We start from the raw sequence: 15,097 nt of genomic DNA on the forward strand, positions 1-15,097 counted from the left end.
GCAGGCTGCGATCTTTTGCTGTTCAAACCGCAATCGAAGGTAACCCCAATCCAGTCAGAGATTCGGCGCTGCTGGCCTGTTCCGCCATCAACCAATCGACAAACTGCTGAATCAACGCGCCCCGGCGTTTGCGTTGCGGCAGTACCACGTAATACCCCAGACGCGACAACATAGTCTCGGCGATTGGCCGACAGAGCAAGCCTTGGCTCAACAAGTTATCCACAAGGTGGCGCCAGCCGATGGCCACGCCCTGACCGCCAATCGCCGCTTGAATCAACAGGGTGTAATTGTCGAAACGCAATTGGCCCGGCGCGGGTGGCGTGCTGATACCCAGTTCGCGAAACAGCCCGCTCCAGTCAAACCAATTGCTGCTGTTCTCCCCGCGCAGGTGTAGCAGCGGCAATTCCAGCAATGCCTGAGCAGGCAAGGGCAGGGCACGCTCCTTGAGCAACTGCGGACTGCACACTGGAAACACTTCTTCGCTGAACAGCCAATGGCTCTCGCCCTGCTTGAAACGCCCGTCGCCAAACAAGATCGCGACATCGATGTCGGTGCGCAGCATGTTGTGGTTGCGCTCGCTGGTGACCAGGCTGACGTCGACATTCGGATTGGCTTCGTGGAAGCGATGCAGGCGCGGCATCAGCCAGTACGCCGCAAACGCGAAGTCGGTGGCGACCTGCAATACCTCATGCTGTTGCTGCGCGCTGATCGCGCTCAAGCCTGCGTCGATGTTCTGCAAACCGAGCTGAACCTGCTCGAACAGGATTGTCCCGCCCTCGGTCAGTTCGATCCCGCGGTAGATCCGGTCAAACAGTCGTGCGCCCAGCTGTTCTTCCAGACGCTTGATCTGCTGGCTGATCGCTGGCTGCGTGGTGCCCAGCTCCACCGCCGCTGCGGTAAAGCTGCGGTGACGGGCCGCCGCCTCGAAGGCGCGCAGCAGGTCGAGGGACAGATTGCCCAGGGCTTCATACATAAGCTGTGCTTATCCTAGTCATTGTCCGGCGCGGGCTTTACCGGACAGAGCATGGACTCCATGCTCGATCGCAGCAATGTCGCATAAATATTCACTATGGAATGCCGCGATCACATGAAGCGCAAGAACATTCTTTTCATCATGGCCGATCAAATGGCCGCGCCAATGTTGCCGATCTACGGCCCGTCGCCGATCAAACTGCCGAATCTTTCGCGCCTCGCCGCTCAGGGCTTGGTGTTCGACGCCGCTTATTGCAACAGTCCGCTGTGCGCGCCGTCGCGCTTCACCCTGGTCAGCGGTCAGTTGCCGAGCAAGATCGGCGCCTACGACAACGCCGCCGATTTCCCCGCCGACATTCCGACCTACGCCCATTACCTGCGCCGCCTCGGCTACCGCACCGCGCTGTCGGGCAAGATGCATTTCTGCGGCCCGGATCAATTGCACGGCTACGAAGAGCGCCTGACCAGCGACATCTACCCGGCCGATTACGGCTGGGCGGTGAACTGGGACGAGCCAGACGTGCGCCCGAGCTGGTATCACAACATGTCGTCGGTGCTGCAGGCCGGGCCGTGCGTGCGCACCAACCAGCTCGACTTCGATGAAGAGGTGGTGTTCAAGGCCCAGCAATACCTGTTCGATCACATTCGCGAGGACGGAGATCAGCCGTTCTGCCTGACCGTTTCGATGACTCACCCACACGACCCGTACACGATTCCCAAGGCGTTCTGGGATTTGTATGACGATGGCGACATCCCGTTGCCGAGCACTCCGGATCAACATTCCCTCGATCCACACTCACAGCGCCTGCTCAAGGTCTACGACCTGTGGGACAAACCGCTGCCTGTGGATAAAATTCGCGACGCGCGTCGCGCCTATTTCGGCGCGTGCAGCTATATCGACGCCAACGTCGGCAAACTCCTGCAAACCCTCGAAGATACCGGGCTGATCGACGACACGATCATCGTCTTCTCCGGCGACCACGGCGACATGCTTGGCGAGAAAGGCCTCTGGTACAAAATGCACTGGTTCGAGATGGCTGCTCGCGTGCCTCTGTTGATAAGTGCTCCAGGCCAGTTCGCTGCCGGCCGGGTCAGCGCTGCGGTGTCCACCGCTGACTTGTTGCCGACCTTCGTCGAACTGGCCGGTGGCAGCCTGGAGCCGAACTTGCCGCTGGACGGCCGCTCGCTGCTGACGCACCTGCAAGGGCAGGGCGGGCATGACGAAGTATTCGGCGAGTACATGGCGGAGGGCACGGTCAGCCCGCTGATGATGATCCGTCGCGGCGCCTACAAATTTATCTACAGTGAAAGCGACCCGTGCCTACTCTTCGATGTGCACAACGATCCGCGTGAACTCGAAGAACTCAGCCAGTCGCCGCAACATCGCCAGCTGTTCGACGATTTTCTCGCCGAAGCGCGAGCAAAGTGGGACATCCCGGCGATTCACCGCGAGGTGCTCGCCAGCCAGCGTCGCCGACGTTTTGTCGCCGACGCCCTGACCATCGGCAAGCTGAAGAGCTGGGATCACCAGCCGCTGGTGGACGCCAGTCAGCAGTACATGCGCAACCACATCGACCTCGACGATCTGGAGCGCAAGGCCCGTTATCCACAACCCTGCCAAAATCAATAATGTAAGGGGAAGTCCATGCGCAAGTTATCCACAGCACTGACGATTGGCCTGCTGGCTCTGGGCAGTGCTTCGGCATTCGCCGAGCAAAGCTGCGAAACGGTGAAAATGGCCGACCCGGGCTGGAGCGACATCGCCGCGACCAACGCCATCGCCGGGTTTCTGCTGGACGGCATGGGCTACAAGGCTAAGGTCGACACCCTCGCGGTGCCGATCACCTTCGGTGGTTTGAAGGACGGTCAGGTGGATGTGTTCCTCGGCAACTGGATGCCGGCGCAGCAGGGCTTCTACGACAAGTTCGTCGCCACCGGTGACGTCACGCAACTGGCGAAGAACCTCGACGGCACCGAGTTCACCCTCGCCGTCCCGGATTATGTGTGGGACGCCGGTGTGCATGACTTTGCCGACCTGAACAAATACGCCGACAAGTTCGACAAGAAGATCTACGGCATCGGTTCCGGGGCGCCCGCGAACATTTCGCTGCAGGAAATCATCAAGAAGAACGACTTCGACCTCGGCCAGTGGAAGCTGATCGAATCCAGCGAACAGGCGATGCTCGCCGAAGTCTCGCGGGCGGTGAAGAAACAGAAATTCGTCACCTTCCTCGGCTGGACCCCGCACCCGATGAACGTGCAGCTGAAGATGCATTACCTCAAGGGCGGCGAGAAGTATTTCGGCGACACCGGCAGCGTCTATACCCTCACGCGCAAGGGCTACGCCGAGGCCTGTCCGAATGTGGGCAAGTTGCTGACCAACCTGGCGTTCACCCAGGACATGGAGAACAGCATCATGGCTGAGGTGGTGAACAAGAAAGTCAGCAATGCCGATGCGGTGAAGGCATGGATCAAAGCCAATCCGGCGGTGCTGGACAAGTGGCTGGATGGGGTGAAGACCGTGGATGGCAAGGATGCGTTGCCTGCGGTGAAGGCCAAGCTCTAACGCTTTCCACTTGACGACAACTTACCCGTGGCGAGGGGATTTATCCCCGATCGGCTGCGCAGCAGTCGCAAAATCTATGCACTCGGTATACCTGACTCACCGAGACCGTCGGTTTTGGGGCCGCTTCGCAGCCCATCGGGGATAAATCCCCTCACCACAGTGATTGGCGCGTCCTGATAACCTTGCATAAACCCACACCCCGCGAGGACCCATGGCCCTGCCCAGTCGCCATTCACTTTTCCCCTTCCTGACCTGGCTGCCCCGGCAAACCCGCGCCAGCGTCGGCCGGGATCTGGTCGTTGGCCTGAGCGGTGCCATTCTCGCGCTGCCGCAGTCGATCGCCTACGCGCTGATCGCCGGCCTGCCGCCGGAATACGGCCTCTATGCGGCGATCATCCCGGTGCTGATCGCCTGCCTTTGGGGTTCCTCGTGGCACCTGATCTGCGGCCCGACCGCAGCGATTTCGATTGTGCTGTATGCCAGCGTCAGCCCCTTGGCCGTGCCCGCGTCGCAGGACTACATCACCCTGATTCTGCTGCTGAGCTTTCTGGCGGGGATTTTCCAGTGGCTGCTCGGCCTGCTGCGCTTCGGCGCGCTGGTGAATTTCGTCTCGCATTCGGTCGTGCTCGGCTTCACCCTCGGCGCAGCGGTGGTGATTGCCATCGGCCAGTTGCCGAATCTGCTGGGGCTGGATCTGCCGGCCAAAGCCACGGCCCTGGACAGCCTGATGGATCTGCTGCAGCACCTGCAGGCTGTGGATAAACCTTCATTGGTATTGGGCGTGGCCACGGTGGTGGTCGGTTTCGTGCTCAGACAATTGCTGCCGCGCTGGCCGACCCTGTTGATAACCCTGGTGCTCGGCAGCCTGCTGGTGTGGCTGTGGCCGACGATGTTCGGCCACGTGCATCGGGTCAGCGCCTTTGTCGGGCGCTTGCCGCCGTTCAGCGCGTTGCCGCTGGATCTGGATCTGGTGCTGCGCTTGCTGCCGAGCGCCGTGGCGGTGGGCATGCTCGGGCTGGTGACGAGTCTGTCGATTGCCCGTTCGATTGCCGCGCGCTCCCAGCAGTTGCTCGATGCCAATCAGGAAGTCCGTGCGCAGGGTCTATCGAACATCGTCGGGGCGTTCTTTTCCGGCTCGTTGTCCGCCGGCTCGTTCACCCGCTCAGGTCTGAGTTACGAGGCCGGTGCCTGTTCGCCGCTGGCCGGGGTGTTTTCGGCGATCTGGGTCGCGCTGTTCGCGATTTTCGGCGCCGGGCTGATTTCACACATTCCCATTCCGGCGATGGCCGGAAGCATTCTGCTGATCGCCTGGGGGCTGGTGGATCATCGCGGGATTCGTTCGCTGCTGCGGGTCAGCCGCGCCGAGTTCGTGGTCATGGCCCTGACCTGCCTCGCCACGCTATTGCTGGAATTGCAGACGGCAATCTACGCCGGAGTGCTGGCGTCACTGTTCTTTTACCTCAAGCGCACCTCGCAACCGCGAGTACAGCATTGGCGCGAGGGTGAAGAGGATGTGTTGCGGGTTGGCGGCTCGATCTTCTTCGGCGCCAGCCATTACCTGCAAGTGCGCCTGCAACGGCTGCACGGCACGCGGGTGGTGATCGAGGCGCAGCAGATCAACTTCATCGATTATTCGGGGGTGGAAATGCTGCATCAGGAGGCGCGGCGCCTGCTGCGTCAGGATCGCAGCCTGACCCTGCGCCGAGCGCGGCCGCAGGTGGTGGAGGAGTTGAGAAAGCTGGAAGGGCCGGAGAAATGCCCGATCCGGTTTGAGGATTGATCCAGAATCGGCGGTGCGGCCATTCGCGAGCAAGCCCGCTCCCACATTTGATCGCATTCCAATGTGGGAGCGGGCTTGCTCGCGAAGCTTTTAAAGGGCCAACTGGCGGCGTAGTTCGGCGAGCACCGGCGCCGTATCCGGACGCACCCCGCGCCACAGGAAAAATGCCTCGGCAGCCTGTTCAGCCAGCATCCCCAGACCATCCATCGACACCGCCGCACCATGCTCGCTGGCCCAACGGCAGAACGCGGTCGGTTCCTTGCCATACATCATGTCGTAGCACAGGGTCTGGCCCGGTTCGATCAGGCTCGGCGCAATCGGCGGTACATCGCCGGTCAGACTGGCGGAGGTGGCGTTGATGATCACGTCCACCGGCTCCTGCAACCAGTCGAAACCACTGGCCGACACCGGCCCCAGATCACCGAACAATTCTGCCAGCAGCTCGGCCTTGTCCACCGTGCGATTGGCGATGATCACCGATGCCGGCTTCTCGGCCAGCAACGGCTCCAGCGCGCCACGCACCGCGCCGCCAGCGCCGAGCAGCAGGATGCGCTTGCCGGTCAGGCTGAAACCGGCATTCACCGTCAGGTCGCGCACCAGTCCGGCACCGTCGGTGTTGTCACCGAGCAACGAGCCGTCGGCCAGTTTGCTCAGGGTGTTCACCGCACCCGCGCGTTGCGCACGGGCGGTCAGGCTGGTCGCCAGGCGAAAGGCTTCTTCCTTGAACGGCACAGTGACGTTGGCGCCGCGACCGTCCTGGAAAAACGCCGTGGCGCAGCCAGTAAAGTCGTCGAGTGGCGCCAGCAGGGTGCTGTAGTCGAGGCGCTGGCCGGTCTGCTCGGCGAACAGTTTGTGAATCATCGGCGACTTGCTGTGGCCGATCGGGTTACCGAAAACGACGTAACGATCCATCAGCAGTCCTCAGGCCTCGGCCAGCCAGTCGCGGTCTTGCAGGAAGTAGTCGGTCAGGCGCGCTTCTTCACTGCCGGGCTCGGCCTTGAAGTCATAGGCCCAGCGCACTTGCGGCGGCAGCGACATGAGGATCGACTCGGTACGCCCGCCCGATTGCAGGCCGAACAGCGTGCCACGGTCGTAGACCAGGTTGAACTCGACGTAGCGGCCACGGCGGAATTCCTGGAATTCACGCTGTTTCGCGGTGAACGCATCGTTCTTGCGGCGTTGCACGATGGGCAGGTACGCATCGATGTAGGCGTCACCGATGGCGCGCATGAAGGCGAAACTGGTGTCGAAGTCCCACTCGTTCAGGTCATCGAAAAACAGGCCGCCGATGCCGCGCGGTTCGTGGCGATGCTTGATGTGGAAGTAGGTGTCGCACCACGCCTTGTAGCGCGGGTAGACGTCCGCACCAAACGGCGCGCAGGCCTGTTCGGCGACGCGGTGCCAGTGGATGCAGTCTTCTTCGTTGCCGTAATACGGAGTCAGGTCGAAGCCACCGCCGAACCACCAGACCGGCTCTTCACCTTCCTTCTCGGCGATGAAAAAGCGCACGTTGGCGTGGGACGTCGGCACATGCGGGTTGTGCGGATGGATCACCAGCGACACGCCGAGGGCTTCGAAACCGCGACCGGCCAGTTCCGGACGGTGGGCGCTGGCCGACGGTGGCAGGCCGCTGCCGAACACGTGGGAAAAGTTGACGCCGCCCTTTTCGATCACCGTACCGTTCTCGATCACGCGAGTACGACCGCCACCGCCGGCAGGCCGGGTCCAGGCGTCTTCGACGAAGCGCGTGCCGCCGTCTTCGGTTTCCAGCGCGGCGCAGATACGGTCTTGCAGGTCGAGCAGATAGGCCTTTACGGCGTCGGTGCGGGTCGTCATGGCTTCACCTTGAATCAGGGGCATCACTACGCGGGCGCCCCGCAGGCAGGGGGCGGCGCAAATGGGCGCGTAGCATAACACCGCAGACCCGAGCGCCGCAGTTGACGAAGATCAAGCAGGGGAGTTGGATAGGGGCCTCGCAAAACGACCCAAGGAGTAGGCAGATGGCAAAGCGTATCCAGTTCCGCGCCCACGGCGGACCCGAAGTACTCGAGTATGTCGATTACCAGCCCGCCGCCCCCGGCCCGCAACAGGTGCGAGTGGCCAACAAAGCCATTGGCCTGAACTTCATCGACACCTATTTCCGCAGCGGTCTCTATGCGCCACCGGCGCTGCCATCGGGTCTGGGCGCTGAAGGCGCGGGTATCGTCGATGCGGTGGGCAGTGAAGTCACCCGGTTCAAGGTCGGTGATCGCGTGGCGTATGGCAGCGGCCCATTGGGTGCCTACAGCGAGTTGCACGTGCTGCCCGAAGCCAACCTGGTGAAACTGCCGGACGAGATCAGCTTCGAAACCGCCGCCGGGGTCATGCTCAAGGGCCTGACCGTGCAGTACCTGCTGCGCCAGACCTATGAACTCAAGGGTGGCGAAACCATTCTGTTCCACGCCGCCGCCGGGGGCGTCGGTTCGCTGGCCTGCCAATGGGCCAAGGCCCTGGGCGTGAAACTGATCGGCACCGTCAGCTCCAAGGAAAAAGCCGAACTGGCCAAGGCCAACGGCGCCTGGGCAACCATCGATTACAGTCAGGAAAACGTGGCACAGCGGGTGCTGGAGCTGACCGACGGCAAGAAAGTCCCGGTGGTGTACGACGGCGTCGGCAAGGACACCTGGCTGACCTCGCTCGACAGCGTCTCACCGCGCGGGCTGGTGGTGAGTTTCGGCAATGCCTCCGGTGCGGTGGACGGGGTGAACCTGGGGATTCTTTCGGCCAAGGGCTCGCTGTACGTGACCCGCCCGACCCTGGCGACCTACGCCAACAACGCCGAGAACCTGCAGCGCATGGCCGACGAGCTGTTCGAGATGATCATCAGCGGCAAGATCAAGGTGGACATCAGCCAGCGTTATCCACTGGCTGACGCGGCAAAGGCGCAGACCGAACTGTCGGCGCGGCGCACCACCGGCTCGACCATCCTGCTGCCCTGATCAACCTTCGGCATCTTGCCAGTCAGGTTTGAAACCCCATGGCTGGCAAGACAGTTCGAACGCGTTCAGCACCTCGGCAGAGGACACTCCAACGGTTTTTGTACCAGGTGGCCAACCGTCGCGTGATCGGGCTGTTGAACCGCCGCGAGGATTTGCCGCCACTCGGCTGACAACACCCAGTAATCGCCGCGTGCGCGCTGGTCGATGTGCAGCGCATTGGAGGCGATCGGCATCAGGCCGAAACGCTGATAAAAGCGCAGTTGTTGCGATCTGCACAACGCGGTCACCCCCTGATAACCGCGTTTTATCGCCCACTCGGTAGCGGCCGCCAACAGACCGTTGATCGCAATGGGCAGTTGATTGGGCGTGTACGAGATCAAGCGGCTGAATTCGACATGGCGCGACAGCGCCACCGTGAGCGAAACGTGTTGCTGCGCCAGCGATACCCATTCGAACGGCGCCGGAGTCGCCCTCAATACTGCCAACAGTTGATCGTGCCGATACAGCAGAAAGTGGGTACTTCGCGACTTTATCGCCAGTCTGGTTTCGAGCATCCGCGCCCGTGAAGTCAGCATGTAATGCTGCAGCCGGAGTCGAAATTGCCGATCGACAAACCGGTCGAACTCCTGAGTATCCGCCCCCGCTTCAAGCATCACGATACGGCAACCCTCATGGTGACTCTTTAACGTCACCTGAAGCGCCTGCAGATAATCCGTGAGTTGCAAATTCGTAGTGTCCATTCTTTCTCCGCAGACCTTAACTTATCGAAGTGTTTCGAGTGCAGGGAAAGGATGGTTGCTTTTGGCGATTCCGCCACGCCAGGAAGTCTGATAATCCGGTGGGAAAACTCAATGAATCCGGGTACTTGGCGACTTTTCCGACACAGAAACGGGCGTCATTGCAGGACAAATCGCAGGTACGCGTAGTCCTCCTCGCCATCAAGGCGAAGAGGACTCACGTAAAGGTTTTCGAGCCAGGATCAGTCGGGACGAATGACCTTGCCGGTCGCCAGATCACGGATCACGCTGGGGTTCTTGCGCCCACCCAGTTGCCCGCCGAGGATCAGGTCGATCTGCCCACGGAAATACTGCTCGACGCGCAACCGCGTGCGCGCCGCCGGCCGTCCTTGCGGGTTCGCCGAGGTGGAGATCAGCGGCCCGACCATCGAGCACAGATCCCGCACCTGCGGATGATCGCTGACTCGCAGCGCCACCGTGTCATGCACGCCCGTCACCCACTCCGGCAGCAGGTTTTGATGCGGCACCAGCCAGGTGTTCGGCCCCGGCCAGGTACTGGCCATGCGGTCGAGCCACTCTTGCGGGAAGTCTTCGAACAGGAAGTCGAACTGGCGAATGTTGTCGGCGACCAGGATCAGGCCCTTGTCCACCGAACGGTTCTTGATCGCCAGCAGACGATCCACTGCCTCTTCGTTCCACGGGTCGCAACCCAGCCCCCAGACGGCTTCGGTTGGATAGGCAATCACCGCCCCGGCGCGAATCTCTCGTGCGGCTTGCTGCACACGCCAACTGTTGACCATGAAAAAACTCTCCGCAAACAGGTTTTGCGCAGTTTACCGATCTTCCCTGTAAAACCTAGCGTGTCCTGGCCTGCCAGCGACCGTTTTCACACACTGCCCGGCCTTCCATTTCCAGCTCGGTGAGTGCCGCGAGAACTTTGGGCAACGCCCAGCCGCTGCTGTCGACCAAGGCTTCGCTGGTGTGCGGCGCCGCGTGCAGCAGGCGCAGCAAGGGGTGCTCGGCTTTCGGCGTGTCTGTGGATAACGGCACATGCTGCCAGCCGCGCAGGGCTTCGAGGATGTGTTCGATGGTTTCGACCAGCACCGCACCGTCGCGGATCAACTGGTGACAGCCGCGTGCGCCAGGGTGATGGATCGAGCCTGGAATCGCGTACACCTCGCGGCCCTGCTCTGCCGCCAGCCTGGCAGTGATCAGCGAACCGCTGGCAACACTCGCTTCGACCACCAGCACACCGAGGGACAAACCGCTGATGATCCGGTTGCGCCTGGGGAAGTTGCTCGCCGTCGGACCGGCGTCCAGTGGAAACTCCGAAAGCACCGCGCTGCCCGAGGCAATCATCGCGTCGGCCAGTCGGCGATTGCGCTGTGGATAAAACTTTTCCAGGCCGGTGCCGAGCACGCCGACGGTTTGCCCGCCGACGTCCAGCGCCGCCTGATGGGCAGCTGCATCGATGCCCAGCGCCAAGCCACTGGTGATGACAAAACCGGCCCCGGCGAGGCTGCGGGAAAATGCTGCAGCGGTGTCCATTCCCGGGCGTGAAGCACTGCGACTGCCGACCATCGCCAGTTGCGGTTTTTCCAGAATCAGCGGGTCGCCCGCAACAAACAACAGCGGTGGTGGGTCAGGGATCTGCGCCAGCAGCGCCGGATAATCCGCCTGATCCAACAGCAATAGGTGCTGGCCGGGCCGCTCTAGCCAGCGCAATGCATGGCTCGCGCCGTCGCGCACTTCGGGGCTGCGCCGGGCCTCGGCCGACGCCGCCGGCAACCCCAGCGCACGCCAGGCACTGGCCGGCGCGCTCAGGGCTTTTGACGCCGAGCCGAAGGCTTCAAGCAGTTTGGCAAAACGTTTCGGACCGATTTCCGGCAAGCGGTGCAGGCGCAAACGCGCTTCCAGTTCCGCAGGGGAAACCGGCGTACAGGCAGACAGCATCGTGGATCATCCTTGATCGTTATAAGTCCCGAACCATTCGGAACAAGCTGTGGATAACTCTGTTGGTAACTTGTGAAGCCAGCTAAGGATTTCGTACCTTGTCGAGCACCGCCAGCGAGCGCGATGCGTTGAGTACCAGGCCATAACTGATTTTTTCGTAGGTGCGGAACACCATCAGCAAACCGGCGCGTTCGTCGGGGATTTTCAACGGCTGGCCGGTTACCCGGTCACGTACGGTTTCCCCGGTTTTCATCACTGCCAGAACGTTGCCTTCGACCAGACCGTCGCGCTGGCCCTTGTTCAGGGTGACCACGTCCATCACGCCGATCTGCGTGACGCCGCGCGGCACGTCGATGATCACGCCGTTGATGTTGGTGCTCGGGGAGCTGGGCATGAAGGTCGAATTGATCGAGCGCTCTTCGCCGCTGAACAAACGGTCGCCGAGGCGCACTTCCTGCGTGGTGCGTTGCAGGGCGAGGGTGGCGACATCGCCTTCGGTGGCAACGATTTCGCCGCCGCCAACGTCATCGGCGTTGATCCCCAGGAACTCCTTGGTCTGCGGGTCGGTGTAGACCTTGCCCTGGCGGAAGATGCCGTACACCGGCTGACTGGGGTCGAAATGGCCACGGGCATAAATCCGGTCACCGGTGCCGGAAAGCACCCGCTCGGCATCGCCGGCGACGATATAGGGTGCCTTGTCGAAGTCTTCGACCTTGTCGACGATGCGGTTGCTCAGCAGAAAGGCGTTGATCGACTTCAGCGGAATGCTCGGGATCGCCTCGGCCACCGGGCTGGTGCGGATGCGTGGCGACAGTTTGATGGTGCCGCGCGACTCGCCGCGATTGACGGTCAGTCGAGGCTGGCCGTCGACATAACTCAGCGTCAGCGTGTCGCCGGGATAGATCAGGTTGGGGTTTTCAATTTGCGGGTTGGCCCGCCACAGCTGTGGCCATTGCCAGGGCTCGCGCAGGTATTTGCCGGAAATGTCCCAGAGTGTGTCTCCCGAAACCACCGTGTATTGCTGTGGAAAACCATCCCTGAGTTGCACTTGCCCTTGCGCCACGCCGGCCGAGACCAGAAGCAGCAGGGCGAGTAGTGTTTTCCTCATGCAGCGAATCCCTTTATCATGTGCGTTCGCGTGAACCGTCAGAGCCCCCGTGGCTCGCTACTGCAAATTGCATTAGCTACGCTTCACAACGGTAGCCTGCATCTTCGGACCTGCCAGGCCATCGACCCGACTTTACTCAATACGTGCAGCAATCAGCCTATGGCCATTTTAAACATCCTCGAATTCCCGGACCCGCGTCTGCGTACTATCGCCAAGCCTGTGGCTGTAGTGGACGACGAAGTGCGTCAGTTGGTCGATGACATGTTTGAAACAATGTATGAAGCGCCGGGCATCGGCCTCGCCGCGACCCAGGTCAACGTGCACAAACGTATCGTCGTGATGGACCTTTCCGAAGACCGCACCGAACCCCGGGTGTTCATCAACCCCGAGTTCGAATCGCTGACCGACGAGATGGATCAGTACCAGGAAGGCTGCCTCTCGGTGCCGGGTTTCTACGAAAACGTCGACCGCCCGCAGAAGGTCAAGATCAAGGCGCTGGACCGCGACGGCCAGCCTTACGAACTGATCGCCGAAGGCCTGCTCGCGGTGTGCATCCAGCACGAATGCGACCACCTCAACGGCAAGTTGTTCGTCGATTACCTGTCCACGCTCAAACGCGACCGGATCAAGAAGAAACTGGAAAAGCTGCATCGCCAGAACGCTTGATGCCCTCCTTCAAAGGCTTGCTGCGGCAAGCCTTTTTCTTTTTATGAGACGCCCTTCATGACTGAGCCACTGCGCATCGTTTTTGCCGGTACCCCGGAATTTGCCGCCGAACACCTCAAGGCCCTGCTGAACAGCCCTTACGAGATCGTTGCGGTCTACACCCAACCGGATCGTCCGGCCGGTCGCGGGCAAAAACTGATGCCGAGCCCGGTCAAACAGTTGGCCCTGGAAAATAATATCCAGGTGTTGCAGCCGCCGACCCTGCGCAACGCTGACGCTCAAGCCGAGCTGGCCGCGCTGAAACCGGACTTGATGGTGGTGGTCGCCTACGGCCTGATCCTGCCGCAAGCGGTGCTGGATATTCCGCGTCTGGGCTGCATCAACAGCCACGCCTCGCTGCTGCCACGCTGGCGCGGTGCGGCGCCGATCCAGCGCGCCGTGGAACACGGTGATGCCGAAAGCGGCGTGACCGTGATGCGCATGGAAGCCGGCCTCGACACCGGGCCGATGCTGCTCAAGGTCGTGACCCCGATCAGCGCCGACGACACGGGCGGCACGCTGCACGACCGTCTCGCCGAAATGGGCCCGCCCGCCGTGGTCCAGGCGATTGCCGGCCTGGCCGCCGGAACCCTCGAAGGCGAAGTGCAGAACGACGAACTCGCCACCTACGCCCACAAACTGAACAAGGACGAAGCGCGCCTCGACTGGAGCCGTCCGGCGGTTGAGCTGGAGCGTCTGGTACGCGCCTTCAATCCATGGCCGATTACCCACAGCACCCTCAACGGTGAAGCGCTGAAAGTACTGGCCGCGACCCTGGCTGACGGCAAAGGCGCGCCGGGTGCAATCCTCAGCGCCAGCAAGGACGGCCTGATCGTCGCGTGCGGTGAGCAGGCGTTGTGCCTGACCCGTCTGCAACTGCCCGGCGGCAAGGCGCTGAACTTCAGCGACCTGTTCAACAGCCGTCGCGAGAAATTCGCCGTCGGTACCGTGCTCGGCGCCGTGGTGGACGCGCAATGAACCCGCGTCTGGCTGCCGCCAAGGCACTCGCTGCCGTCCTCAGCGGCAAGGCTTCGTTGAACAGCTCCCTGCCGACGCAACTGGACAAGGTCGAAGACCGTGATCGCGGCTTCACCCAGGATCTGGCGTTCGGCACCGCGCGCTGGCAGCCACGGCTGTCGGCGCTGGCGGAAAAACTTCTGCAGAAGCCGTTCAAGGCTGCCGACGCCGATGTCGAGGCGCTGCTGCTGGTCGGTCTCTATCAACTGCTCTACACCCGCGTGCCGCCGCACGCGGCCATCGGCGAAACCGTCGGTTGCGCCGACAAGCTGAAAAAGCCGTGGGCCAAGGGTCTGCTCAACGCCGTGCTGCGTAATGCCCAGCGCGAAAGCGAGACGATTTTTGCCGAGCTTGAGCGTGATCCGGTGGTGCGCACCGCCCACCCGCGCTGGCTGCAAAAATCCCTGAAAGCCTTCTGGCCGGAGCAATGGGAAGCGATCTGCGCCGCGAACAACGCGCACCCGCCGATGATCCTGCGGGTCAACCGCCGGCATCACAGCCGCGACGCCTATCTCGGCTTGCTCAGCGACGTCGGCATCGCTGCCACGCCCTGCGTCTATAGCCGCGACGGCATCGTCCTTGAGGCCGCCGCCGATGTGCGCAGCCTGCCGGGTTTTGCCGAAGGCTGGATCAGCGTGCAGGATGAAGCCGCGCAACTGGCCGCCGATCTGCTCGATCTGGCCCCGGGTCAGCGAGTGCTCGACGCCTGCTGCGCCCCCGGTGGCAAGACCTGCCACATCCTTGAAGCCGAACCGGCGCTGGCCGGCGTGGTGGCGGTGGATCTGGAAGCCAAACGTCTGGTGCGGGTGAAGGAGAACCTTGAGCGGCTGGGCCTGAGCGCCGAACTGATCGCTGCCGACGGTCGCGATACCGCCGCGTGGTGGGACGGCAAACCGTTCCAGCGCATCCTGCTCGACGCGCCATGCTCGGCCACCGGCGTGATCCGCCGCCATCCGGACATCAAGCTGACCCGTCAGGCCGACGACATCGCCGCCCTCGCGCTGCTGCAAGGCGAGCTCCTCGACGCCCTGTGGAAAACCCTCGAAGTCGGCGGCATCCTGCTCTACGCCACTTGCTCGACCTTGCCCACCGAGAACACCGAAGTCATTGCCGCGTTCCTTGAGCGCACGCCCGGTGCCCGCGAGCTGGATCTGGCCACCACGGCCGGGATCAAACAGCCCCATGGTCGCCAATTGCTGGCCCAGCAGGGCGGGCATGACGGGTTCTACTACGCCAAGCTGATCAAGATCGCTGCTGCGCGCGGCTAAACGGATTCAATGG

14 protein-coding genes are annotated in these 15,097 nt (G+C 62.2%); 7 read left to right on the top strand and 7 right to left on the bottom strand.

Features of this window, described 5'->3' with window-relative positions; genetic code table 11:
- Window positions 1–22: 22 nt before the first annotated feature.
- On the bottom strand, window positions 23–973 hold the full coding sequence (locus tag M0814_RS22420; protein WP_103483985.1) for a LysR family transcriptional regulator: 951 nt from the start codon (window positions 971–973) through the stop codon (window positions 23–25).
- A gap of 114 nt (window positions 974–1,087) precedes the next feature.
- Between M0814_RS22420 and betC the strand changes: the two genes are divergently transcribed.
- The 3 genes from betC (at window position 1,088) to M0814_RS22435 (ending at window position 5,318) form a co-directional block, all read left to right on the top strand.
- Window positions 1,088–2,602, top strand: coding sequence for a choline-sulfatase (betC, locus tag M0814_RS22425; protein WP_103483986.1), 1,515 nt, complete (start codon window positions 1,088–1,090; stop codon window positions 2,600–2,602).
- Between the two features lie 15 nt (window positions 2,603–2,617).
- Window positions 2,618–3,538 (top strand): choline ABC transporter substrate-binding protein, encoded by a 921-nt coding sequence (choX, locus tag M0814_RS22430; protein ID WP_103483987.1) that lies wholly within the window; start codon window positions 2,618–2,620, stop codon window positions 3,536–3,538.
- A gap of 211 nt (window positions 3,539–3,749) precedes the next feature.
- Complete coding sequence (locus tag M0814_RS22435) at window positions 3,750–5,318, top strand: SulP family inorganic anion transporter (RefSeq protein WP_003220253.1); 1,569 nt, start codon at window positions 3,750–3,752, stop codon at window positions 5,316–5,318.
- Window positions 5,319–5,408: 90 nt separating this feature from the next.
- On the opposite strand, the gene aroE is transcribed toward M0814_RS22435, so the two are convergent.
- Both aroE and hemF read right to left on the bottom strand, forming a co-directional pair.
- Window positions 5,409–6,230, bottom strand: coding sequence for a shikimate dehydrogenase (gene aroE / locus M0814_RS22440; protein ID WP_103483988.1), 822 nt, complete (start codon window positions 6,228–6,230; stop codon window positions 5,409–5,411).
- A 9-nt stretch (window positions 6,231–6,239) separates the two neighbouring features.
- Window positions 6,240–7,154, bottom strand: coding sequence for an oxygen-dependent coproporphyrinogen oxidase (gene hemF, locus M0814_RS22445; RefSeq protein ID WP_003220249.1), 915 nt, complete (start codon window positions 7,152–7,154; stop codon window positions 6,240–6,242).
- A gap of 164 nt (window positions 7,155–7,318) precedes the next feature.
- Between hemF and M0814_RS22450 the strand changes: the two genes are divergently transcribed.
- On the top strand, window positions 7,319–8,296 hold the full coding sequence (locus M0814_RS22450) for an NADPH:quinone reductase (protein ID WP_103483989.1): 978 nt from the start codon (window positions 7,319–7,321) through the stop codon (window positions 8,294–8,296).
- 65 nt (window positions 8,297–8,361) lie between these two features.
- On the opposite strand, the gene M0814_RS22455 is transcribed toward M0814_RS22450, so the two are convergent.
- The 4 genes from M0814_RS22455 to M0814_RS22470 all read right to left on the bottom strand — a co-directional run bounded on the left by M0814_RS22455 (window position 8,362) and on the right by M0814_RS22470 (window position 12,094).
- On the bottom strand, window positions 8,362–9,036 hold the full coding sequence (locus tag M0814_RS22455) for a hypothetical protein (RefSeq protein ID WP_103483990.1): 675 nt from the start codon (window positions 9,034–9,036) through the stop codon (window positions 8,362–8,364).
- A 239-nt stretch (window positions 9,037–9,275) separates the two neighbouring features.
- Window positions 9,276–9,833: an L-threonylcarbamoyladenylate synthase gene (locus M0814_RS22460; protein ID WP_003220243.1), complete on the bottom strand. Its 558-nt coding sequence runs from the start codon at window positions 9,831–9,833 to the stop codon at window positions 9,276–9,278.
- A 55-nt stretch (window positions 9,834–9,888) separates the two neighbouring features.
- Window positions 9,889–10,986 (bottom strand): DNA-processing protein DprA, encoded by a 1,098-nt coding sequence (gene dprA, locus M0814_RS22465; RefSeq protein WP_103483991.1) that lies wholly within the window; start codon window positions 10,984–10,986, stop codon window positions 9,889–9,891.
- 82 nt (window positions 10,987–11,068) lie between these two features.
- Window positions 11,069–12,094: a LysM domain-containing protein gene (locus tag M0814_RS22470; RefSeq protein WP_103483992.1), complete on the bottom strand. Its 1,026-nt coding sequence runs from the start codon at window positions 12,092–12,094 to the stop codon at window positions 11,069–11,071.
- A 159-nt stretch (window positions 12,095–12,253) separates the two neighbouring features.
- Between M0814_RS22470 and def the strand changes: the two genes are divergently transcribed.
- The 3 genes from def to rsmB are packed head-to-tail and all read left to right on the top strand — an operon-like array spanning window position 12,254 to window position 15,084.
- Window positions 12,254–12,760: a peptide deformylase gene (gene def / locus M0814_RS22475; RefSeq protein ID WP_027610272.1), complete on the top strand. Its 507-nt coding sequence runs from the start codon at window positions 12,254–12,256 to the stop codon at window positions 12,758–12,760.
- A gap of 57 nt (window positions 12,761–12,817) precedes the next feature.
- Window positions 12,818–13,777, top strand: a complete 960-nt coding sequence (gene fmt / locus M0814_RS22480) for a methionyl-tRNA formyltransferase (RefSeq protein WP_003220236.1) — start codon at window positions 12,818–12,820, stop codon at window positions 13,775–13,777.
- Window positions 13,774–15,084 carry a 16S rRNA (cytosine(967)-C(5))-methyltransferase RsmB gene (gene rsmB, locus M0814_RS22485; RefSeq protein ID WP_103483993.1) on the top strand — a complete coding sequence of 437 codons (1,311 nt, stop codon included), beginning with the start codon at window positions 13,774–13,776 and terminating at the stop codon, window positions 15,082–15,084. The genes fmt and rsmB overlap by 4 nt, the downstream gene beginning before the upstream one ends.
- Window positions 15,085–15,097 lie beyond the last annotated feature (13 nt).

This window comes from Pseudomonas sp. MWU12-2020, assembly GCF_023100605.1.
GTDB classification, from domain to species: domain Bacteria; phylum Pseudomonadota; class Gammaproteobacteria; order Pseudomonadales; family Pseudomonadaceae; genus Aquipseudomonas; species Aquipseudomonas fluorescens_H.